The 22,280-nt window shown below is 40.1% G+C and carries 21 protein-coding genes; 5 read left to right on the top strand and 16 right to left on the bottom strand.

The features are described 5' to 3' along the window. The first annotated feature begins 66 nt into the window (after positions 1-66). The gene (locus GS400_RS04735; protein ID WP_160099485.1) at positions 67-1,227 is read left to right on the top strand and encodes an MFS transporter; all 1,161 of its coding nucleotides are present in this window, start codon (positions 67-69) and stop codon (positions 1,225-1,227) included. 85 nt (positions 1,228-1,312) lie between these two features. Here GS400_RS04735 and lepB read toward each other — a convergent pair whose 3' ends face one another. Together lepB and GS400_RS04725 are read right to left on the bottom strand one after the other, a co-directional pair. Beyond that, on the bottom strand, positions 1,313-1,852 hold the full coding sequence (lepB, locus tag GS400_RS04730; RefSeq protein ID WP_160099483.1) for a signal peptidase I: 540 nt from the start codon (positions 1,850-1,852) through the stop codon (positions 1,313-1,315). 55 nt (positions 1,853-1,907) lie between these two features. Further along, complete coding sequence (locus GS400_RS04725; protein WP_160099481.1) at positions 1,908-2,555, bottom strand: TVP38/TMEM64 family protein; 648 nt, start codon at positions 2,553-2,555, stop codon at positions 1,908-1,910. A 285-nt stretch (positions 2,556-2,840) separates the two neighbouring features. Here GS400_RS04725 and GS400_RS04720 point away from each other — a divergent pair, with 285 nt between their 5' ends. Continuing rightward, positions 2,841-3,239, top strand: a complete 399-nt coding sequence (locus tag GS400_RS04720) for a YhjD family protein (protein WP_160099479.1) — start codon at positions 2,841-2,843, stop codon at positions 3,237-3,239. Positions 3,240-3,364: 125 nt separating this feature from the next. On the opposite strand, the gene GS400_RS04715 is transcribed toward GS400_RS04720, so the two are convergent. Then, positions 3,365-3,889 (bottom strand): competence protein ComK, encoded by a 525-nt coding sequence (locus GS400_RS04715; RefSeq protein WP_236561139.1) that lies wholly within the window; start codon positions 3,887-3,889, stop codon positions 3,365-3,367. A gap of 155 nt (positions 3,890-4,044) precedes the next feature. Next, complete coding sequence (locus tag GS400_RS04710; RefSeq protein WP_160099477.1) at positions 4,045-4,185, bottom strand: hypothetical protein; 141 nt, start codon at positions 4,183-4,185, stop codon at positions 4,045-4,047. 70 nt (positions 4,186-4,255) lie between these two features. Between GS400_RS04710 and GS400_RS04705 the strand changes: the two genes are divergently transcribed. Beyond that, complete coding sequence (locus GS400_RS04705; RefSeq protein ID WP_160099475.1) at positions 4,256-4,732, top strand: DUF3939 domain-containing protein; 477 nt, start codon at positions 4,256-4,258, stop codon at positions 4,730-4,732. A 612-nt stretch (positions 4,733-5,344) separates the two neighbouring features. Here GS400_RS04705 and GS400_RS04700 read toward each other — a convergent pair. Beyond that, positions 5,345-6,523 carry a M48 family metallopeptidase gene (locus tag GS400_RS04700; protein ID WP_160099473.1) on the bottom strand — a complete coding sequence of 393 codons (1,179 nt, stop codon included), beginning with the start codon at positions 6,521-6,523 and terminating at the stop codon, positions 5,345-5,347. Positions 6,524-6,691: 168 nt separating this feature from the next. Here GS400_RS04700 and GS400_RS04695 point away from each other — a divergent pair, with 168 nt between their 5' ends. Then, the gene (locus tag GS400_RS04695) at positions 6,692-7,279 is read left to right on the top strand and encodes an SCO family protein (protein ID WP_160099471.1); all 588 of its coding nucleotides are present in this window, start codon (positions 6,692-6,694) and stop codon (positions 7,277-7,279) included. Positions 7,280-7,386: 107 nt separating this feature from the next. Here GS400_RS04695 and GS400_RS04690 read toward each other — a convergent pair whose 3' ends face one another. The 6 genes from GS400_RS04690 to GS400_RS04665 all read right to left on the bottom strand — a co-directional run bounded on the left by GS400_RS04690 (position 7,387) and on the right by GS400_RS04665 (position 14,006). Next, the gene (locus tag GS400_RS04690) at positions 7,387-8,181 is read right to left on the bottom strand and encodes an ABC transporter ATP-binding protein (RefSeq protein WP_160099469.1); all 795 of its coding nucleotides are present in this window, start codon (positions 8,179-8,181) and stop codon (positions 7,387-7,389) included. Beyond that, positions 8,159-9,178 (bottom strand): ABC transporter permease, encoded by a 1,020-nt coding sequence (locus GS400_RS04685; protein WP_160099467.1) that lies wholly within the window; start codon positions 9,176-9,178, stop codon positions 8,159-8,161. Before GS400_RS04685 ends, GS400_RS04690 begins: the two co-directional genes overlap by 23 nt. A gap of 12 nt (positions 9,179-9,190) precedes the next feature. Then, positions 9,191-10,180 (bottom strand): ABC transporter substrate-binding protein, encoded by a 990-nt coding sequence (locus GS400_RS04680; RefSeq protein WP_160099465.1) that lies wholly within the window; start codon positions 10,178-10,180, stop codon positions 9,191-9,193. 259 nt (positions 10,181-10,439) lie between these two features. Next, positions 10,440-11,978, bottom strand: coding sequence for a fatty acid--CoA ligase family protein (locus tag GS400_RS04675; RefSeq protein WP_160099463.1), 1,539 nt, complete (start codon positions 11,976-11,978; stop codon positions 10,440-10,442). A gap of 197 nt (positions 11,979-12,175) precedes the next feature. Beyond that, positions 12,176-13,180: a lipoate--protein ligase gene (locus GS400_RS04670; protein WP_160104511.1), complete on the bottom strand. Its 1,005-nt coding sequence runs from the start codon at positions 13,178-13,180 to the stop codon at positions 12,176-12,178. A gap of 94 nt (positions 13,181-13,274) precedes the next feature. Next, positions 13,275-14,006 (bottom strand): MBL fold metallo-hydrolase, encoded by a 732-nt coding sequence (locus GS400_RS04665; RefSeq protein WP_160099461.1) that lies wholly within the window; start codon positions 14,004-14,006, stop codon positions 13,275-13,277. Between the two features lie 114 nt (positions 14,007-14,120). On the opposite strand from GS400_RS04665, the gene yhfH reads away from it, so the two are divergent. Beyond that, complete coding sequence (gene yhfH / locus GS400_RS04660) at positions 14,121-14,282, top strand: protein YhfH (RefSeq protein WP_370519749.1); 162 nt, start codon at positions 14,121-14,123, stop codon at positions 14,280-14,282. A gap of 185 nt (positions 14,283-14,467) precedes the next feature. Here the strand turns inward: yhfH and GS400_RS04655 are convergent, their stop codons facing one another. The 5 genes from GS400_RS04655 to GS400_RS04635 form a co-directional block, all read right to left on the bottom strand. Then, positions 14,468-15,484: a LacI family DNA-binding transcriptional regulator gene (locus tag GS400_RS04655; protein WP_160099457.1), complete on the bottom strand. Its 1,017-nt coding sequence runs from the start codon at positions 15,482-15,484 to the stop codon at positions 14,468-14,470. Positions 15,485-16,267: 783 nt separating this feature from the next. Continuing rightward, a complete protein-coding gene (gene hemY, locus GS400_RS04650) occupies positions 16,268-17,671 on the bottom strand; it encodes a protoporphyrinogen oxidase (protein WP_160099455.1) in 1,404 nt (467 codons plus the stop codon). A gap of 3 nt (positions 17,672-17,674) precedes the next feature. Continuing rightward, positions 17,675-18,607, bottom strand: a complete 933-nt coding sequence (hemH, locus tag GS400_RS04645) for a ferrochelatase (protein WP_160099453.1) — start codon at positions 18,605-18,607, stop codon at positions 17,675-17,677. Positions 18,608-18,636: 29 nt separating this feature from the next. Beyond that, the gene (gene hemE, locus GS400_RS04640; protein WP_160099451.1) at positions 18,637-19,674 is read right to left on the bottom strand and encodes a uroporphyrinogen decarboxylase; all 1,038 of its coding nucleotides are present in this window, start codon (positions 19,672-19,674) and stop codon (positions 18,637-18,639) included. A gap of 259 nt (positions 19,675-19,933) precedes the next feature. Further along, a complete protein-coding gene (locus GS400_RS04635; protein ID WP_236561136.1) occupies positions 19,934-22,108 on the bottom strand; it encodes a transglycosylase domain-containing protein in 2,175 nt (724 codons plus the stop codon). Positions 22,109-22,280 lie beyond the last annotated feature (172 nt).

The raw sequence follows: 22,280 nt of genomic DNA, 5'->3' as shown, positions 1-22,280 counted from the left end.
CGTTTTTGGGATACATGCATAGTATTTGATATGTGATTTAAGAATGTTTGATTAGGGGGTGGTCGTATGTCGAAGCAAACAGTCATGGCTACAGTTTTAGTGCTCACGGGGATTTTTATTGCGAGCAACTTATATACAATGCTTCCTTTACATACCGGACTTGCTGAGACCTTTGGGGTTTCGATTCCTGTTGTCTCCCTATCAAGTTCTCTATTTATTTTCCCATATGCCATCGGGTTGTTCTTTTTCGGAATGCTAGCTGATAAACTCCCTCACAAAACATTATTATTATGTGGAATGAGCTTGCTAACGATCGTAACAACCCTAATTGGATTTGTAGATGTCTTTTGGTTATTTATTTGTTTGCGTGCGCTTCAAGGTGTTCTAGCAGCGAGTTTTGCTCCAACCGCTTTTGCCTATACCTTTGAACACTTTCAAGGCCGCGTGCAAGCTTTTGTGATCGCTATGATTAACACAGGATTTCTGTTTGCCGGTATATTTGGGCAAATGGTTTCTGCTGCGATTGCTGATCTGTTTTCGTATCCTGCGGTCTTTTTTAGCTTTGGGTTGTTTTATTTCTTTTGTTTGGTCGGAATGAAAACAGGACTCGTTAAAAGTAAGCCGAAGACCTACACAAAATTGTTTTCACTCTCTCCCATTTTATCATTTTTTCGCCACAGACCCTTACAAAAACTATATGGAATTACGTTTTTCTTACTGTTTACTGTGATGCTGTTTTATGGAAGCTTTGAATTGTTTATGTATAGAGGCGAGCTAGATTTCCCTTTTTCCCTACAGACATTTCGAATGATTGGTCTGATTGGTATTATTCCTGCCTTTTTTGCAGGACGACTAAAAAGTGCTTTTGGTGCAAGAGGAGTGTTGGCTGTTCATCTAGGATTGATGGCTGTTGGCTTTATCGTACCACTAGTTGCGTTAAACGTCTGGACATTGCTGTTTGCATCGATATGTATGATCGCCTCAACTGCGCTGACAATTCCAATGGTCATTTTGCTCGTGGGTGTTCATGGAGCTTATGCGCGAGCTAGTGCTGTGTCGATATATTCATTCACATTATTGACTGGTGCGAGTGTTGGGAGTTGGGTTGCAGCTGTGGTGCCTTTTGGGGTTGTGCTGATTTCTGTAGTGGTGCTGTTTTGTGGATTGGTGGTATTGAGTATGTCGGTTAGGAATGAGATTGAGAGCGGTAGTTTAGGGGAGGTCTAGGGGCGCTTTTGTTTTTTTTGTGCGGAGCTCCAGCAAATTAAAAACCCCTCTGCAGCACTAACACTACAAAGGGGCTCCTCTTATTCTAAAACTGAAGTGCCAACTGATTGATCGGCCAGTAGCGTACATCTACTTTTCCAACAATCGTTTCAATCGGGACAAAACCGAAATATCGACTGTCTAGACTTTCACGACGATTGTCTCCCATAACAAAAATACGTCCGTCTGGAACTTCTTTTACACCACCGGTTATTTCCTCAAGAGTGAAATCTTCTGTTAGCGGTTTGCCATCATTTTTTCGATATGGATCAAGGTAAGGTTCGTCCACCTTCTTACCATTTAGATATAATGTATCATTCTTATAAGTAATCTTATCCCCAGGCAAACCAATTACACGTTTCACATAATCTTCTTTCTCATTGGCATGAAATACGATGACATCTCCGTGATTCACATCCTGCCAATCATATATCATTTTATTTACCATTAACAAATTCCCATCAAATAACGTAGGTTCCATGGATTTTCCGTCAACAATGTAACTTGCAAACAAAAACGAGCGGAAAGCAAGTGCTAATACAATTGCGAATAAAATGGTTCTGATCCACTTCCAGGTGTTTTTCATAGGGTTTCTCCTCCAGATGTTGTTCTACCAACATTTTACCCGCATCGAAGAAGATTTAATCGTTTGCACTCGCTTTTTCCTTTGATTTGTTTTGTAGGCGGCGTTCAATAAACTTTCCGACCAGCCAAAACACCCCAATACAGATGCCCACCACAATAGTCTTCATTGGGTGCTGGGCAAATTCTGTAATGCTGTGTCCAACATAGGCAATTGTAAAAATCATAACAGCTTTTCCGAGCACCACGGCGAGCACAAACTGCTGAAAGCTCACTTTTGATAATCCCCCGACTATATTAATAATCGCTGACGGAGAAAATGGAAAGCACATCAACAGAAACAGTGGCCCAAACCCATGTCGCTCAAACCAGGCCATCACGCGTTGCACTTGTTTATGCTTTCGTACAAATTGAAAAAATCGCTGTTGTCCAAGGCGACGAACAATCCAGAATACAAAAATAGCCCCAAGTGTGGCTCCAATCCAAGAATATAAAAACCCTTTAAGTAATCCATATGCAATCGAATTTCCGAGCACAAAAATAAACAAAGGCAAAAAAGGTAAGATCGCTTCTAAAAACGGTAACGTAATACCAGGAAGCGGCCCTAACTGCTCATACTGGTTTAAAAGCTGCATAATAAACTCATCAAACGTGTCATTCTCTATCATTTTTTTTAACTTTTCAAAGTCAAGATCTTGAATTCTCATGGTTTTATCCCCTAACAAAAATAGAACTACAATGATATGTTGTATAGCTCCATTGTAATCGAAAATACTCGATTTCACCTAATAAAAATATACCTATCTTCATAGTTGCCATTTCTTCGTTAAGAGAAACATCCTCAACCTACTAAATATTTTTCTTTGAGCGTTCCCCTTCTCAACGAAGGTGCTATCTTAAAAAAATCCCTTCAACTTACACATATTGGGGTTTGTATATGAATAAAATTAGGGTATAATAGAACGTGTGTTCGTATTTTAGGAGGGAACGTTATGCGTTATCTCAGTGAGGAAGATCAAGAACTCGCTTCTAGGTACTTATTTTTGTCGATGGCGCTTACCGTCATCTCCCAAGACATTCAATCCATTGAAAGCGGAAACTTTAAAATAAAAGAGCCTTATTTAGAACTGCTTCGAAAAATGGAGCACAAAGGAAAGGTTGAGCGTCAAAACCTTAGACAGATCATGAAGAACAAACAGCTTCAGGTCATTTATTTAAACAAAAATGAATCATTTTGTTCTTACTTATTTGTCTCACAAGGATATGAGGAAAAGCGTAATTATTTCATTCCAGCCATCCGCAAAAACGTGGAAAACATCGTCTATGAGCTCATGCGGAAAGTTTTGAACCCTGGAAACCACTCTTACAACCGCCTGGAAGATGTGCAATAACGGGCGCTGAAGCTAGACGTGGTCCCGCTCTCATTAAAAAGTTATACACAAGCTAAAAACTTTATAAATTTCTAAGAATAAAAAAGAGATCTGGGATTGGACCAGATCTCTCTTCTTGATTAAGCTTAAGCAAACGGCTCTGCAATCTGATCAAAACTTGCTTGTTTCGGAATGTATTGCAGCCGTTCAGCTAGTTGATAGCGGAATTGGGCGGTACGTTGAATTTGATTCCAAATGGAGCCGTTAGACACATCAATAATGACAACCTCTCCACTTTTGAAAGTGATTTGGGTGTTGTTTTCGGGAGTTTTATGAGCGTGATCGATATGGGAATGAGCGATCCAGGAGCAATATTTATTCTGAGGAGAATTTGTCGGGAAGAAGTACATGCCACTTACGGGGTCAACTGCAATTGGAGCTTTGTGAGTTATCCCACAAACATCTTTTGTTCCATCTTGTCTGCCTCTCAGGCTTGAACCGTAGAATTTACAGGCCTGATCCAAAAGTCGCCTGGGAGACTGGTCTACATAGAACCTTTCTTCTTCCTCGACAACCAACGAGATGACTTTCCCATCTGTCCTTTCATCCGCTAATACCGCAAGGGTAAAAGGGGAAATCTCATAATACTGACGCCAAGCTTTCATTTTCATCAACCTTTCTCCTATAAATTTTTCAATACACCTTCACTTTATCAAAATTTATCAGGAAATAGGGAGAATTCTGGAAAAGGTGCAGTTTTTCGATTTTGGTAATAGGGTACTGGTTGATGATTGCAGCTTTTCCATTTTGTTATAATAAACATATATTAATGGTAATCAGCTTCATCCGCTTCATCGTTGTAAAAGTCATCAATATCCTTTACATGCATCGTATATCCTTTATCATGCATACCAAAGTCTGGGTTTAGCGGTGTATAAGTTTGTAATTCATATTCGTTTGGATCCATTCTTATCGACTCCTTTCTTCATTAGAATGCACGAATTGAAGACGATCTAAACAGAAAGTAGTGGTGTAATATGTGGTGGAACAAGAAACAGAAGCACGATAAAAAAGAAGAACCTGTTGAAGAACGGTATCCGAAAAGGGACGTTTCACTTGATGAATTACGTAAAGCCATCCATGCTTTTACGGATCAACTCCCCGATGGTGTAGAACTTCAGACGATTATCGATGAGGATTTAACCATCCATTATGAGTTTATAGCTCCTTATTTAAAAGCCATTCCAAACCAAACGTTCTATATGTCTAAAGAAACGTATGAAGTATTTGAAGAAAAGGATTATCAACTTGCCGTAGACTTAGACAATGTGCAAAAAGCCGTAGACGATTACATTAGACAAACAAAAGAATTGCCCGTCATTGAAGGAGACGCGTATCGAAAAGTGAATTACTTCAAGCTTGAAAAACTCGGGTTGCTCACTTATCGTCCTGAGCGGGATTTTTATATAACCAAAAATGAATATTTAGTCTCGTATGAAAAGCCTGAGAAATAATTTGTGAGTCCTTCTGTTGGGACTCATTTTTTTATTGATGTATAAGGGGCGTTGGGGTGAGCAGGATGGGTGTCAGTATTGTCTCATGTGCATCATATCGTTTGCTTTTGCGTCTCTTTTTTGCATTTGCGCGCGGGTTTTAATTATTTGTGGTGGTTCTATCTATTTCAGCGTCATTTCTCCTTACTATATAGGAATAAAAAAAGGACCAATGCCATAAAAGGCATTGGTCAAAAAAGAGACGACTGGTTAACTTTTGAGTGAGGGAATTACTTCGTGAATGAGGTCGACTCATTCACTTCGTATTTATGCGTTTGGCATAAATACACGAGACGTCTAAGCAACCCATTTCATTTGGAAATCAACCTTGATATCCGAATAAATGTGAAGCTTAACTTGTCTTGAATACATTTTAATACACTCTTACACAAAAGTAACCGAAAAACATTTGCGGATTAACGCAAGGGGTTGCGTTATTGTCAGAAATTTCATTTATTACATAAGAAAGGAAATCCATACCTTCGATCCCGAACAGTTTGATAGAGTAAATATTAGTATAGTTCCATGATTTGGTCAATGTTTGTAATCATATTGTAAAGATATATTATCATTTCATTTATTTTTACGTATGCGTTCGATTCTTTCCTTAATTGGCGGATGAGTATATCGTAGCCATACAATCCAAGAAGGTGGTGAAACATCACTTTTCGATTGAACAGCAAGAGATCGATAACTTTCTAATGCGGGATCCAGATTGTCGGTATGTTGAATCGCATATTGATCAGCTGACCGCTCCATTTCTCTAGAAACATAAAGACTAAGAGGTTGTGTAGCGAATAACAGCAATGAAGCAAGCAACAACAAGACAGGTATGCTCCTTAAATTCATCCTATTTTGTAAACCTATTCGATGCTTTACATTGTGGAATACAAACGAGAATGCCTTTGCTAAAAGCCATAACACTGCGAAACTTAATGCTATATATCCGAATACACCAATATACACATGATGTTTAACGTAATGGGCTACTTCATGCGCTAAAATAAATAACACTTCATCCTGTTTCATTCCATTTAAAGTCGTATCCCATAGCACGATTCTTTTTTGATTACCAAGCCCCGTAACATATGCATTGAAGGAAGATGTTTTTTCACTCATGTTTACTTCGTATATATTTGACTCATCTATGCCAGCGCCCTCTGCAATTTCTACAATTGAGCTTTTTAAAGGTCCGCTCTCCAATGGTTGAAATGTTTCAAATAATGGGTCAATGACAACAGGTTGGATGTAGACGATAAACAGTACAACAGGCAAAGTACTTACCCATAAGGCAAGCCACCACTTTTTCTCGAACTTTCCCATAAAAAGACGGACACCAAAAATCATCGCTGTAATCATTGCAATAAAGAAACTTGCTTCAAGTAACCACTCCAGAACCCAATCCAAGATCGGCTGATGATTCACACCATTTGCTTGAGCAATCCCGTACCATAAAACATCCAAAGGTAGCTTTACCAAAAGATAAATAACCGAAATAAACAATCCAAAAAAGATGGATTGGACCCAACGACGGCTCCAACGTTCTTCCATACGCTCTGTTATATGTGCGGTTTTTTTTGAATTATGCCAACACCATAAGAACACCCATGGAAATGCAAGAGTGGTGAAATAATAGGCATGGCTATAAGCGCCAAAACGTGATTGGCTAAATGTGTCCAATTCATAAAAAAATGAAAAATAAATCCAGATAAGCGCTACATATGCGCCATAAATTAATAAAACTCTCCTCAAAATCAATCCTCTCCTCTATCTAATTCTCATTGTAAAGGTCTATTCAAATTCTTGCCATAATATTGTCATGACCTGTTCACGAATAGATGACCCAAATTGTATTTATTTACCGTAAGATAGATATATAAGGTATTTATATGATCATTCTTTTTTTCAGGGGGATTTTCTATGCAAAAGAAATGGTATATCACGTTTATTACGTTGTTAGTAGTAGGCATTGGCCTTGGGATTAGCTACGTTCAGTTTTGGAGAGACGCAGGGGTACAACTGCCTGAGGATGTCACCATGAAGACGGCATATGGAGAAGAGTTTAACTTTGCTGAAATGGAGCCTAAAGTTCGATTAGTAGAGTTTATGTACACCGCTTGTCCAGATGTGTGTCCTCTTACCACCCAACGTATGATGCATTTAAAAAAACAATTTCAGGATAAAGGCGTTTATGGAAATGAAGTTGAATTCCTATCGATAACGATAGATCCTGAGCAAGATACTCAAGAAGCGCTACAAAAATATGCAGCCACATTTGGAGCGAAGAAAGACGAGGCATGGAAGTTCGTTCGTGGCTCCGTTTCAGATACAAGAAAGGTAGCAGATCCATTCCGCTTTTTGTTCAAAGATAATGGTACAGACTATCTCGTCCATACATCCTTTGCTTATCTTATTGATGAAAAGAATTACCTCGTAGCAAAATTCCCAATGGGTGATGCTTTTGATAAGGAACAGGTTTATAAACAAGTGATGGATCTCGTGAATTAAGCCAAGTCCATTCGTTGCAGGGCGTTGGAGCTTGACATCTAAGAGCTATAATTTATACTTTTTTCTCTTAAAAAAGTGCCGTGCGGTAAAAAACCACACAGCACTTTTTATTTAAGAAGAGCTTTATCATTCGCCATCGTTTTACCTTTTGCTTTTTGGAATTCATTCATGAGGTCTTCGACGGATAATTTATCTTTTTCTTCCTTGTTCGCATGGAAGATTATTTCGCCGTCATCCATCATGATAAGACGGTTCCCCATGGACAAAGCTTGTTCCATATCATGCGTAACCATTAACGTAGTCAGATTGTGCTTAGACACTACATCATTTGTAATGTTAGTGATGTGCTCAGCACGAGCAGGGTCTAAAGCAGCTGTATGCTCATCAAGTAAAAGAATGCGTGGTTCAGTAAACGTCGCCATTAAAAGAGATAACGCCTGACGTTCCCCTCCAGACAAGAGTCCAACTCGAGTGTTCAATCGATCTTCTAACTTCACGTTAAAAGAAGAAAGCCACTCTTTGAACTGTTTTTTACGTTTTGAACTTACGCCTTTTCTCAGACCACGTCGTTCAACTCGTCCCAGAGCTAGTGCTAAGTTTTCCTCAATGCTCATATTCGGTGCTGTTCCTGCCATTGGATCCTGGAACACACGACCAATCCAATTGGAACGCTTATGTTCAGGTAAAAAGGTTACATTTTTATCATCGACCGCAATGAGTCCCTGATCAGGAAACAGCACGCCTGAGATAATGTTTAAGAGTGTAGACTTCCCGGCCCCGTTACTTCCAATTACCGTAACGAAATCTCCTTCTTCAAGGGTCAGGGAAAGTCCGTTGATCGCTTTCTTTTCATCTGGTGTGCCTTCATAGAATACTTTTTCAATCTGTTGAAGCTGCAGCAACGTCTTTTCCCCTTTCTTGTTCTAAGGTTTTCGTAAGCTCTTTTTGTTTCTTCACACGTTCTTGCTTATCTCTCCATTGCTTCCACCAAGTTGGCACGACAAGTGCACCCGTTACAATTAGCGCTGTAATTAGTTTTAAGTCACTTGCGCTGACAAACTCAAGCTGCAGGGCAACGGATAAAATAAGTCGATAAGCGATTGCTCCAAGTACTACAGCTAGTGTCGTACGTGCAATAGAGCTTTTACCGAAGAGACCTTCACCGATAATAACAGAAGCTAGACCAACAATAATCATCCCGATTCCAAGTCCAACATCTGCAAACCCATTATATTGTACAATTAACGCACCACTGATTGCGACAAACGCATTGGAGATTCCTAACCCAATAATAATATGTTGGTTCGTGTTCGCTGATAAACTTTTTACCATGCGAGCATTATCCCCTGTTGCACGTAAAGCCAAGCCTGCTTCTGTATGCAAGAACCAATCGAGTAGTTTTTTAAACAGAATGACCAAGACTCCTACGCTTATCATGACAAAAAACGTAGATGGTGCAAATGAGCTAATCCCTAACCAGTTGAATGGGGCCATTAGCCATTGGTCAACCGGTATGCTCTGCCAAAACTCCTTCCCTTGGGTAAACAAGGTACTTTCATTCAATAATGGAATGTTAGGCCGTCCCATAATCCTAAGGTTTATCGACCATAATGCAATCATCATTAAAATCCCAGCTAACAAAGGATTAATTTTCCCCTTTGTATGCAGAATACCTGTAATACAGCCAGCAATGAAGCCAGCTCCACCTCCTGCAAGGGTAGCCAGAAACGGGGAGGTCCCGTTCACCATCAAAATGGATGCAACAGCACCTCCAGTTACAAAACTTCCATCAACGGTTAGATCAGGGAAATCCAAAATACGAAAGGTAAGGTAAACGCCTAATGCCATGATTGCGTATATTAAACCTGATTCCAATGCTCCATACAGCGCATTAATCATGATGCTCCTCCTTTACTCTTCTCCTTCAGTGAACTCCGCCATGTCTTTCCACTCATCTTTGATTTCAAGACCCATCTTTTTCGCAGCGTCTTTGTTAATGAGTAGTTTTAAGTTTTGCGGATATGTCGCTGGGATGTCGCCAGGTTTTTTACCTTCTTCAAGGATTTTAACGGCTTTTTCACCTGCTTCATAACCAATGTCATAGTAATCAAATCCGTAAGCAGCTACACCACCACGTTTAACGGAGTCAAGCTCAGCTACGAATACTGGTGTTTTTTGATCTTGACCAACTAGCAATACAGATTCTAGCGCACTAACTACTGTGTTATCTGTGATAATGTAGAATGCATCTACTTTCCCTGCTAGAGATTCAGCTGCCTGTTTTACTTCAGCAGAGCTTGAAACTGTAGCTTCCTTCACTTCAACACTTCCGTCCGTTAGTTCTTTCACTTTCTCTACTTGAGAAACTGAGTTTTGCTCACCAGCGTTATAAATCATGCCGATAGACTCAACGCCTGCCTCTTCTGTCATGAATGATAGAGTCTTCTGCATCGCTTCAGGATGAGTATCAGAAGTACCAGTTACATTTCCACCTGGTTTTTCCATCGAATCAACGAGGTTAGCCCCAACTGGATCTGTTACAGATGTAAATACAATTGGAATATCTTTTGTTTCATTTAAAACACTTTGCGCACTAGGAGTGGAGTTTGCAAAAATCAAATCCACTTTGTTACCTACAAACTTTTCCGCAATCGGCTTATTGTTTTTCGGATCTTGAGCGACCTGAACATCAAAATCAGCATCTAATCCTGCATCATTGATCGCTGCTTTAAAGCCCTCTTGAGCGGCATCTAAGGATGGATGTTCTACTATTTGTGTTACGCCAATCTGATACTTGGCATCTCCACCGTCTCCTCCATCACCATTCGCCTCTGAATCAGAAGAACAACCTACCATCGCGACTACAAGCAAAGCACTGACTACCAACAACCATTTTTTCATTTAAAATGCTCCCCCTCTGTTTTTAGCGCTTTTACACTTTTATGCTTCTACGCTTTTATGTACTAAAAATTCTAAGTTGCTCTCTAAACTATATGATAGAGAATCAAAATTCAACCCTTTTCTGAAAATTTTGCTCTATCAAATGTAGTTGTCTATAAAATTACACTATGTAAGCGCTTTATTCAAGTTATTTTCAAAATATTTTCACAATTTACAGTAGTAAAAAAAAGCCCCACATAAAGTGAGGAATGGTTTGAATCTATTGTGTTACTTGCTCTCGTAGATTTTTTCTTAAGATTTTTCCTGTTGTATTTTTCGGTAATTCTTCTAAAAATTCAATAGAAGCTGGAATTTTATATTTTGCTAAATGTTCTGCACAATATCTCGTTAACTCTTCTTCCGTAATTTCAGAGTCATCCACCACTACAAATGCCTGTACGGACTCACCTAAGTTTGGATCAGGTACTCCAATTACAGCCACTTCGGTTACGTGGTCATGTTTATACAAGACTTCCTCTACTTCTCTAGGATATACGTTATACCCACCAACTAAGATCATATCTTTCTTTCTGTCTACGATAAAGAAGTAACCCTCTTCATCCATTGTTGCCATATCCCCTGTGTACAGCCAGCCATCTCTTAATGCCACAGAAGATTCCTCAGGTAGTTTATAGTACCCTTTCATGACATTCGGTCCTCGAACTATAAGTTCACCAACTTCACCTGCTGGGACCTCTTCACCTAGCTCATCAACTACTTTGTTTTCAACATTCCAAATGCTTGTCCCAATAGATCCTGGTTTACGAGGACGATCCAATGGATTAAAGCATGTAACTGGAGATGCTTCAGATAATCCATACCCTTCTGACACAATAACGTTAAATGCCTTTTCAAAGCTATGCAGAAGTGCAACAGGCATGGATGCACCACCTGATATACATAACCGAATACTAGAAAAATCTTGTACATGCTCAGTAGCATACTGTAGTAAGTAATTGTACATGGTTGGAACACCAGCAAAAACTGTTGCCTGCCATTGTTTTGTCATGGCAAAGACTGCTTCTGGTGAGAATTTCGGTACAATTAATACGGTCCCACCATTCATAAGTGGAGCATTTAATGACACGGTTAGACAGAATACATGGAACATTGGAAGTGCTGCAATAACACGATCATCAGAACTATATTTTAAATAGTCAGCCACGTCTTTTGCATTTGAATAAAGGTTTTTATGCGTCAACATAGCCCCTTTAGGCGCACCTGTTGTACCAGAAGTGTATAAGATAACTGCCGTGTCCTCATCATCCAATGTTGGACGGTCAAGTTCTAAGCTTCCTGCCTGAGCTAGCATTGTAAACGATTTCATTTTATCGGATAAAAAACTTTGTTGCCAACTCATATCCTGGCTTGTTTCTGCAACAATGTAATGGCGAATATCAGGCAAGCTCTCAGCCATGTGCTCGAACTTTTCTACAAAAAGATCCATCGTGATGACACCTTTTACATCACCATTTTTCAAAATGTAGCTCATTTCGTCTACTGTATAGATTGGATTAACGGGTATTACGGTTAATCCAAGACGTAATGCTCCATACAATCCAATAACAAAATACGGACTGTTCCCCGTGACGAGTGCAATGTGATCTCCTTTTTCATAACCAAGATCCTTCAAACTGGAAGCAAACTTGGTCACAGCACCCTCTAATTCTCGATAACTCGTTTCTTGATCTTGAAAGATATAAGCGGCTTTTGACGGATTTTCTGTTGCTGTTTGTGTCAGTCTCTCACTTATATTCATAACTTCCCTCCCCTTTATGTACTCATTAATGAATGAATAGTCATTCACTTTCTGGTTAAAAATTTCATATTTATTATAAAATACTGACAACTTTCAAGCAAGCTTTTAAGAAGAAAAGCGCAAGCGAATGTTTAGCAACTTGGCTAATGAAATATATCCATTTTAAAAAAGCACTGACCTTAGTCAGTGCTTTTCCCCTAGTAAATTAAAGATAAAAAATCTTCTCTGGATACGCGTCCAAGATAATGCGATATATCTAAGTCTTTAATAGCCTCATCGATGGATGAACGCTCATAGCGTGTGCCAATTAAGCGTTCTTCAATATCGCTAACGTCTCCTACACCAAAGAAGTCTCCGTAAATTTTAGCATTTTCAATAGTTCCTTTTTTCACGTCTAGGCGTACGTCAACTGTTCCGCCATCAAAACGGTGAGAGTGCTGAATATTAGAAGCCGGAGATTTTCCGTAGTTCCACTCCCATTTCTGATATCGTTCTTCAGAAAGTTTGTGAATCGCTTTCCAGTCTTCTTCAGTAAGCTTATATTTTGGAACATCTTCAACAGATTCCACATCAAAAATATAACGTAGAAGCATTTCTTTGAACTCTTGCATAGTCAATTTCTCATCCATATATTCAGAAATGTTTGCTACACGGCTACGGATTGACTTAATTCCTTTAGAACGGATTTTCTCGGATTTCACGCGTAATGCTGACACTACATTTTCAATTTCAGAATCGTACATGAGCGTTCCGTGGCTAAACATACGTCCTTTCGTTGAAAACTGGGCATTACCAGAGATTTTTCGGCCATCCTCGAGTTGAATATCATTTCGACCAGAAAGTTCAGCTTGTACACCTAACTTTTGAAGCGCATCTGTAACTGGCTTTGTAAACTTCGCAAAATCGTGGAAGCTATTTCCGTCATCTTTTGTAAGGAAGCTAAAGTTTAGGTTTCCAAGGTCATGGTACACCGCTCCTCCACCAGAAAGACGACGTACAACATGAATACCGTTATCTTCTACGTAATCTGTATTAATTTCTTCAATCGTATTTTGGTTTTTCCCAATGATAATCGATGGTTTGTTAATATAGAAAAGTAAGTAATTTTTATCGTTATCAATATCAAGATTTTTAAGCACGTATTCTTCTATAGCTAAATTAATGCGCGGATCATTAATCCCCTCATTATCCACAAATAGCAACATTTGGTAGTTCCTCCTTCACGAGCCTTTTGAATCATTCCTCTTTCATTGTATCCAAAAGTAAACCCCCGTTCAAATGTTTACCTGTATGGGTTTAAACTTCCCACGTGAGTCCTCCATCTGCTAGCATTACGGTTCCATCAAAAACTTGTTCAGCTTGTTCCTGAAGATCGCTTACTGTACCAAAATGAGGAAGATGACTTAGCCACAGTTCCTTCACACCAGCTTCTTTTGCAATATGAGCACATTCGGTACTCGTCATATGTCCTGGACCTGAACCATCCATTCCGTCATAGAAATTACTATCCGTAATGAGAAGGTCAGCCCCCTTACTAAATTCAATAAACTCTTCCTTATAGCTAGAGTCAGCAGTATAGACGATATCCTTATAGCCATTTGAAATGCGCATTGCATAGCACGGAACAGGGTGATCGGTTTTCATGAAACGAATCGTGAAAGGACCAATTTGAATTGGTTTAGTAGGGTCATATGCATACCCCTGAGTCCGTTCATGCGTCAGGGCTTGAAAAGATTCCATATCCTCCTGATGACCATAAATCGGGAGTTGGCGCTCCGTTTCACGTAAGATGTTTTGAACCTTCCATGCGTATTGCATAACCCCAATATCTGCAATGTGATCAAAATGATAATGCGAAATGATGACCGCTCCAATGTCCATGACATCCATTTTAGGCTGTAGCCGTGAGAGCGCTCCACTCCCACAATCTACAAGTAACGTAAAACCATTAGACTCGACAATGTAGCTTGATGTTGCGCCATATGCTCCGGGATAACCACCCCAAAAACCGTTAACCGTAACCTTCATAATTTTTACCTCCTACTATAGAATTTCATGTTTTCTTTTTATATGGTGTGGAATTAAAAAAAGTACAAGCTGTTATAAAACAAACTATTGTTTTATAAGCTCTGTTATATTACAATGAATTTACAACTAACTCTGGAGGGATCCATTATGATGAATGTTTTAGAATTTTTCAAAAATCTACCCGACAAAAAGTGTTCAAAATGTGGTGAAAGCTTCGAAGCTCAGGCCGACTGTTACGGCAACATTTGCGAGAGTTGCGACGACCCTGCACGCTAAGTTCTCTGTATTAACATGATTAATGTTACCCTAGACATACAACTTTAAACAAACCTCACTTTTCGGATGGCCACCGCTGTCCGATTTTCTTTTGTATAACAGTTAATAGTACAGATTCGTGATGCTAGTTTTGTTTTGAATAAAGCCAAAAAAAAGAAAGCAGCTACCTGCTTTCACATTACATCCTATGAATTCACTAATGCGATTTCTTGAAATGTTGAATTTCGTACTTTTAATTCATGCGTAAAAACATGATCTTCTCTGACAGACCTATGTCGATGTTCGATCTGATCAATCAGTACCTCTACACATTTTTCCCCCATCTCCTGGACAGGTTGTTCTACCGTTGTAATTGAAGGGCTCATAAGCATTGAAATAGATTGATTGTCGAACCCAATGATGGACATGTCCTCAGGAACTCGCACACCTTCTTTTATAGCTTCGTAAATCATACCCGCTGCCACTTCATCAGAACCAGTAAAAACACCATCGATTGGGTGATTTAACCGGCGTAATTCTCGAAATATTTCTCGTCCACTGTTTACATCAATCGCGTTTGAGTAACTCGCATTCGGTAAAAATGGTAAGCCAGATTCTTTAAGCGCTTTCAAAAAACCACTTCTTCGATAGGCTGAGACATTACTCTCGGCATCTCCACTTAAAAAAGAAATATTTTTACAGCCTTGTTGAATCAAATGCATCGTAGCATCATATGCTGCTTTTTCCTGATCTACATATATAAAAGGTACTTGTGCTTCTTCTATGTTTTCATTACAGACAATTATGGGACCACATTCACGATAGGATTCAATGACTTCCCAATCATTATGAACAGCTGTCATAATCACTCCGTCTACCTGTTTGGTACGTAAGAGTTCTAAGTAATCTTGCTCTTTTTGTTCAGATTCATGTGTTTGGCAAATGATTACCTGATATCCCCATTGTGATGCCTTCACTTCCATCGCTTCGATTAAGTGGCTAAAGAATGGGTTTGTGATGCTAGGTAATAGCACCGCAAGCGTTTCGGTTTTTTGGCTACGCAACCTACGAGCAGATGAATTTGGAACATAACCAAGCTCTTCCATTGCTTTCAATACGCACTGACGTTTTTCATCAGAGACATAAGGTTGATCGTTAATTACGCGAGAAACCGTCGTTCGTGACAGCCCAGCATATTTGGCGACATCTTTTATAGTTGGCACAATATACTCCTCCTGATGACTAGCATTCTTATATTGAAACCGTTTTCATATATAAAATTTTACTAGTCATTCTGGTAGAACGCAATACAATAATTGGGAAATGAAAGAAAATTCTTAACTAGTTTTCTACCTTCGATCATGATGAATTTTTTATGGAAGTTCTTCAGTTTTATGGCAGTTATCTGGAATAAGGTGTGGAGTGGTTCCGTTACGTTTATGTAGTTCGGCAGGCTGTGTTCTCTTGGGAAGGGAAAGTATTCCCTCGGGTAGGCGATGGAACCGCTTGGGTAAGCTCAGGTAGACGACAGAATCGCTTGGGTAGACGACGGAATCGCTCGGCTAGGCGACCGAATCGCTCGGGTAAGCGTCGGAATCGCTCGGGTAGGCGACAGAATTGCTCGGGTAAGCTACAGAATCGCTCGGGTAGACGACGGAATTGCTCGGGTAAGCTACAGAATCGCTCGGGTAGACGACGGAATCGCTCGGGTAGACGACGGAATTGCTCGGGTAAGCTACAGAATCGCTCGGGTAGACGACGGAATCGCTCGGGTAGGCGACGGAATCGCTCGGGTAGACGACGGAATCGCTCGGGTAGGTGACGGAATCGCTCGGGTAGACGACGGAATCGCTCAGGTAGACGACGGAATCGCTCGGCTAGGCGACCGAATCGCTCGGCTAGCCGATGAAAAGCCCGTATTATCTCGAAACCAAGTCTTCCAGATAAGGGGGCTTTAATGGAAAAATAGAAAAAACGCATGCCTATCAAATAAGCATGCGTTTCTATTATGATTGTTGTAAAAACTCAAGAACATCTTCCACAGCTTGTTCACCTTGATCAATACAATCCGGGACGCCCAATCCTTCATAAGAAGCTCCGGCTAGGAAGACGCCTGGGAGTTCAGATCGCATGGATTGTTTGATATTGTGAATACGTTCTTTGTGCCCCACGGTGTACTGAGCACGGGAATTTCTCCAGCGTGTGATCACCGTGAATTCTGGGGGGTGGGTAATGTTCATGATTTTATTTATATCGTTTAACACAATTTCTTGAATTTCTTCATCAGACTGATCAACAACCTCTTGGTCATTTGGTTTTCCTACATATGCACGTAGCAATGCTTTCCCATCTGGTGTGGTATGCGGCCATTTTTTATGGGTCCAGGTACAGGCAGTAATACGATAATCACTATTACGAGATACAAGGAAACCAGTACCATCAACGTCTTTTTCAATAGCAGATTGATCAAATGCCATTGCGACGTTCGCGACTGAGGTTGCTGGCATATCTCTTAAAGGCTCCATAAAATCATATTGAGTTAACATACGCTGGCAAGCATAGTGAGGGGTTGTAAGCACAATACTATCAGCCTGTGCCACCTCTCCTGTACCTAGCATAAGATGGTAACCATCCTCTTTTCTCTCAATATGATCAACTGATGTTCCCTGCTCGATTGTTCCTTCATCAAGCTGCTCCACAACTGCATCCACTAAAGAACCAAGTCCTGTTTCTAGCGTTTTAAAAACAGATGGCTTTTTCTTGTTCTTTGGTTGCTTCCCTCGGGATTTGCGAAGGCCTTTAATCAGACTTCCATGCTCTTGTTCCATGTTGTAAAAATTCGGGAACGTAGCCATTAAGCTCAAACGATCAAGATCACCTGAATACACGCCACCTAGTAACGGCTCGATCAAGTTTTCTACTACTTCATCCCCAAATCTGTTTCGGAAGAAGTGTCCAAGAGACTGATCCTCTTGAGGTTTACTTTTCGATTTCACTAAGTCCCCTGCTGCACGGAGTTTCCCCATCGGTGAAAAAAGACTAGATAACGCAAAAGGAGTTACCTGAGTTGGGATCCCCATAAATGAGCCCTGTGGAATGCCATGTAGCTTTTCATTTGCAAGCACATAAGCTTTACCTGCTGCAACATCTACAAGTTTATCCTGTAAACCTACGTCTTCTATCAAACGGAAGACACTTGGTTTTCTTGCTAGTAAAGAATCAGGACCACGTTCAATTGTAAAACCATCCTTGCGCTCCGTATGAATCATTCCGCCAAGTCGGTCACTTGCTTCATATAGCTTCACTTCGAAAGGAAGTCCTTTTTCCTTTATCTTCTTTTGAAGATAATAGGCTGTAGTTAACCCAGTTATTCCACCACCAACAATCGCAATTCGTTTCACTTCACTCATCCCCTACTGTTGAGCTTTTTTCAATACAACATCTGCTAATGTTTGTATGAATAATGGATGATCATTAGGCATTTCCGGACGATAATAGCTTGCTCCTAGCTCATCCGTTACAACTTTACACTCATAGTCATTATCAAATAAAACTTCTAAGTGATCCGATACGAAACCAACTGGAGCATAAACGAATGTACGGTAGCCTTTTTCATTGTAAAGATCACGCGTTAGATCCTGTACATCAGGGCCGATCCATGGGTCAGGTGTGTTCCCTTCACTTTGCCAGCCGATTTCATAGTTTTGAATCTGTAGTTGACGAGCGATTAAATCAGCAGTTGTTTGAAGCTGCTCTGGGTATGGGTCGCCATTTTGTAAAATTTTCTCTGGTAAGCTATGTGCAGAGAAGATTGTAACTGCCTTTTCACGCTCTTCAGCAGACATTTCTTCATAGACTTTGCGCAGCGCTTCCGTCCAATATTGGATAAAGCCTGGTTCATCGTACCAGCTTTCAACAGAGTAAATCGTCGGTTTTCCATATTTTTCGGACTCTTCTTGAGCACGTCCATTATACGACTTCACACTAAATGTTGAATAATGAGGGGCTAACACAATGGAAACCGCTTCTTCGATGCCGTCATTCGCCATTTGTTCAACAGCATCTTCAATGAACGGGTCGATGTGCTTTAACCCTAAGTAAAGGTTAAATTCAATATCATCTTGAATTTCATTAAGTTTTGACTCTAAAGCTTCAGCCTGTTCACGTGTTATACGTGCTAGAGGCGATATCCCACCAATCGCTTGATATCGTTCGCGTAATTCATCAAGACTCTCCTGGGACGGCTTTCTTCCTCTACGAATATGTGTGTAATAGCGCTCCAAGTCTTCCTCTTTATAAGGAGTTCCATAGGCCATGACGAGTAAGCCCATCTTTTTCTTTGCCATCCAAAACACCTCTCCTTTTTCCGGTTCACTTATGCTTTTTTCGAATAGTTATGAACAAATTCCGTTAAGCGTCGTAACGTTTCTGGATTTACTTCAGGGAATACACCATGACCTAGGTTAAAAATGTATCCAGGCTGTTGCATACCTTGATCTAAAATAGCTTTCGTACGAGTTTCGATCGTATCCCAGTCAGCTAAAAGAATAGCAGGATCCAGATTACCCTGAACTGGCTTTTGAATTCCCATGTTACGTGCTTCTGTAATCGATGTACGCCAGTCTAAACCAACAACATCAAGTGGTAGGTCATGCCAGTCTTTTGCTAAGTGACCTGCTCCTACACCGAACATAATAAGTGGTACATTTTCTTCACGTAACTCTGAGAAAATACGTTCCATGACAGGCTTAATAAATGTACGGTAGTCTTGTACATTTAATGCTCCTACCCATGAATCAAAAATCTGAATAGCTTTCGCTCCAGCTCGAATTTGAGCTTTTACATACGTAATGGTCATGTCAGCTAATTTATCCATTAGCTTGAACCATGCTTCCGAATCCGCATACATCATCGCTTTGGTTTTATTGTAGTTTTTAGAAGGGCCACCTTCAATCATGTAGCTTGCAAGTGTAAATGGAGCTCCGCTAAACCCGATTAAAGGAACATTAAGCTGTTCTCTTGTTAATAAACGAATCGTATCAAGTACATAAGGCACATCCGAATCTGGATCAATCTCGCCAAGCTTTTCCACATCAGCTTTTGAACGGATTGGGTTATCAATAACCGGACCAATGCCTTTCTTGATTTCTACATCTACACCGATCGCAGGTAATGGAGACATAATGTCTTTATATAAAATCGCAGCATCTACGTTGTACTGCTCAACAGGTAGTCTAGTCACATATGCACATAATTCAGGTTGATGTGTAATTTCAAAAAGAGAATATTTCTCTTTTAATTTTCTATACTCCGGCTGAGAACGTCCAGCCTGACGCATAAACCATACTGGTACATGATCTGTAGGCTCTCCCCGAAACGCTTTCAAAATCGTATCATTAAATGTATTTGTCATCTTGTCTCACCTTCACATTCGTCCAATTTTAACTCTTTTACCAATATAACTGTATCCGATTAAGATGTATAGAGAATTGAGCATTTTGTCATAGATTTGTCGTAAAGAATCGAAATCCCAATCCTGCTATGTATTACACCACTATCACTCAAACTCAGTCCTCAAACATCCAATATCCTATGAACTTCCATTCTCCATTCTACTAGAAGATTGAGCGAAAGAAAAAAGAGATGCTGTTAAAAAGCATCTCTTCCTTAAGTTACCAATCTAATGATACTTTTACTCGGTTAGATGGTTCGCCTTCTAATTTTGTTAAAGGATTGTAAGGAACAACATAATAAACTTCTTCATCAAAAAGTTTGACTCGATCTAATTGATAAGATCCCTTTCCAGTTACTTCTCCAACTTTAGCATCTTGCCCGCTTTCAACACGGTAAATACGGTAAACGACTCGATTATCAGAAGAAGGAGTCCATGTCAGTTTTCCTTTAATTAGAGTAAGGGAACCAAATGATAGCGTACCTTGAAGATCATCGATTACAGGAAGTTCAATCGGCTCAGGAACATCCTCTACTCCTTCAGGTTTCACAAAAGAAGCTTGTAGGTCTCTTTTTTGATCTATTTTAGATAAAACATCTTTTATCAGTCGGGTAGGATAGGCGCTTCCACTGTTTAAATAATGGTTCTTATCAATTTTGTCATAGCCCATCCATACAGCCCCAACATAGTTCGGCGTATAGCCTACAAACCAAGCATCATTTGTTTTGCCAGACACCATAGGATGTTGGGTTGATCCAGTTTTCCCTGCCAGAGCTTTTGAATAGGATCCAGCACGGGCTGTACCATCTTTAACTACTGATTGAAGCATTCTAGTCATACTCCAAGCAGTTTGCGGTTGGAAGATTTGCTTCGTTTCATCTTTATGATGGCTCACAAGTTCCCCATTTTGATTGTAGATTTTTAAAATCGTATGAGGTTCAATCATTTCACCACCGTGAATGAAGGAACGATATGACCTCACCATATCCATTGGTGTCACACCTTCCTTTAATCCTCCAAGCGCTATAGAAAGACCATTTTCAGATAGGTTCATGCCCATCTTATTTAAATAATCCTTAGCATAGTCAACACCCATTTTGTTCAAAAGCCAAACCGCAGGAGCATTTTTGGATTGCTGTAATGCCTTGTATAAGGAGACCTGCCCCTCATAACGATTGTCATAGTTCTCAGGCTGATACTCCCCATAGGAACGTTTTTTATCCTCTAAAACGGAGTAAGGTTGGTAGTTTGGTAGATCAAGCGCAGGACCATAAACAGCTAAAGGCTTCATCACAGAACCAGGTTGTTGTTTAATATGGATGCGGTTCAAGTCACCTCTTTGATAATTACGCCCACCATGAGCAGCCACGATACGGCCTGTCTTCTCTTCCATTAACAGAAATGAACCTTCTACCCCTTTTGTAGAACCTGGGAAATAGTCGTCATTTTGCATGGCTTCATAGGAGGATTCTTGTATATCCTGGTCAACACCAACTACAATGCGAAAACCTCCCTGATATAACTCTTCCTTGCTCAGGTCATATTCTTCTGTTGCTTCTTTAATCACAAGATCAATGTAACTATTCATCCAGGGCTTTTTCTCTGGGTTCCCTCTTTCGATCCCAAGCGTTTTTCGTTGTAGTTGCACGACTTTTTCCGTGGAGACCATGCCTGTCTCATGCATTCGGTTTAGCACGAGGTTCCTTCGTTGTTTAGCCCGTTCAGGGTGTTCAACTGGGTCATAGTAGTTCGGAGCTTTGGGTAAAGCAGCTAAGAGTGCTCCCTCAGAGATCGTAAGCTTTTCAATTGGTTTGTTAAAAAAATACTGAGAAGCCTCTTCTACACCATAAATCCCATTTCCGAAATAGATCGTATTTAAATAGTATTGAAGAATTCGTTCTTTACTGACTTCCTGCTCAAGATAAAGTGCTGCCATAATTTCCTTAAACTTACGCGTCCACGTTTTATCATTAGTTAGGAATAGGTTTTTCGAGAGCTGTTGTGTAATGGTACTTCCGCCCTCCACTTTTTCCATGGCAATAATGTCCCGATAAATCGCTCTCGCAATGGCTTTTAAATCAATCCCACTGTGTTCATAAAATCGTGTGTCTTCAATTGCGATAAATGCATCCTCAACATGTTGAGGTATTTCATCAATCGAAACGACTGTCCGATTCTGTTTATATAATTTGGTAAGTACCTCCCCATCAGCTGTTTCGATTTGAGAGGCTTGGTCTAATACGAGTAACTTCTTATCAACCACACTCTTCCCTCCCATAAGCAGCAAATAATAGCCACCAATGGTTAGAAGAATAGTAGATATGAGCGCGATAACCGCCCACCTGGTTTTCTTCCCCCATCTCTTTGGGTGAAGTGTATTTAGATTCCACTTCAAGATGTTCACCTCTTTAATGTTGCCTATCTCTTCTATTATACGATATACCTTATACTCGAGAAAACTCACGATAGTCATAAAGCTTGCTTTTTAATTTCCTTCATTGCTATAGTTTAAGAAACGTTTAGGGAAAGTATTACAGCGGAATGTTGGATTTTTGAAAGGAGATCGT

This window comes from Pontibacillus sp. HMF3514, assembly GCF_009858175.1.
GTDB lineage: Bacteria > Bacillota > Bacilli > Bacillales > BH030062 > Pontibacillus.
This window is presented reverse-complemented; position numbering and strand designations above follow the sequence as displayed.

Excerpts from the sequence above, each read along its gene's own strand:
- GS400_RS04715 (WP_236561139.1), bottom strand. The coding sequence starts at position 3,889 with ATGAAAATGAAAGCTTGGCGTCAGTATTATGAGATTTCCCCTTTTACC.
- GS400_RS04710 (WP_160099477.1), bottom strand. The coding sequence starts at position 4,185 with ATGGATCCAAACGAATATGAATTACAAACTTATACACCGCTAAACCCA.
- GS400_RS04675 (WP_160099463.1), bottom strand. The coding sequence starts at position 11,978 with ATGAATATAAGTGAGAGACTGACACAAACAGCAACAGAAAATCCGTCA.
- GS400_RS04725 (WP_160099481.1), bottom strand. The coding sequence starts at position 2,555 with ATGAGAATTCAAGATCTTGACTTTGAAAAGTTAAAAAAAATGATAGAG.
- GS400_RS04705 (WP_160099475.1), top strand. The coding sequence starts at position 4,256 with ATGTGGTGGAACAAGAAACAGAAGCACGATAAAAAAGAAGAACCTGTT.
- GS400_RS04720 (WP_160099479.1), top strand. The coding sequence starts at position 2,841 with ATGCGTTATCTCAGTGAGGAAGATCAAGAACTCGCTTCTAGGTACTTA.
- yhfH (WP_370519749.1), top strand. The coding sequence starts at position 14,121 with ATGAATTTACAACTAACTCTGGAGGGATCCATTATGATGAATGTTTTA.
- GS400_RS04695 (WP_160099471.1), top strand. The coding sequence starts at position 6,692 with ATGCAAAAGAAATGGTATATCACGTTTATTACGTTGTTAGTAGTAGGC.
- lepB (WP_160099483.1), bottom strand. The coding sequence starts at position 1,852 with ATGAAAAACACCTGGAAGTGGATCAGAACCATTTTATTCGCAATTGTA.
- GS400_RS04685 (WP_160099467.1), bottom strand. The coding sequence starts at position 9,178 with ATGATTAATGCGCTGTATGGAGCATTGGAATCAGGTTTAATATACGCA.
- GS400_RS04665 (WP_160099461.1), bottom strand. The coding sequence starts at position 14,006 with ATGAAGGTTACGGTTAACGGTTTTTGGGGTGGTTATCCCGGAGCATAT.
- hemE (WP_160099451.1), bottom strand. The coding sequence starts at position 19,674 with ATGACAAATACATTTAATGATACGATTTTGAAAGCGTTTCGGGGAGAG.
- GS400_RS04735 (WP_160099485.1), top strand. The coding sequence starts at position 67 with ATGTCGAAGCAAACAGTCATGGCTACAGTTTTAGTGCTCACGGGGATT.
- hemH (WP_160099453.1), bottom strand. The coding sequence starts at position 18,607 with ATGGCAAAGAAAAAGATGGGCTTACTCGTCATGGCCTATGGAACTCCT.
- GS400_RS04680 (WP_160099465.1), bottom strand. The coding sequence starts at position 10,180 with ATGAAAAAATGGTTGTTGGTAGTCAGTGCTTTGCTTGTAGTCGCGATG.
- hemY (WP_160099455.1), bottom strand. The coding sequence starts at position 17,671 with ATGAGTGAAGTGAAACGAATTGCGATTGTTGGTGGTGGAATAACTGGG.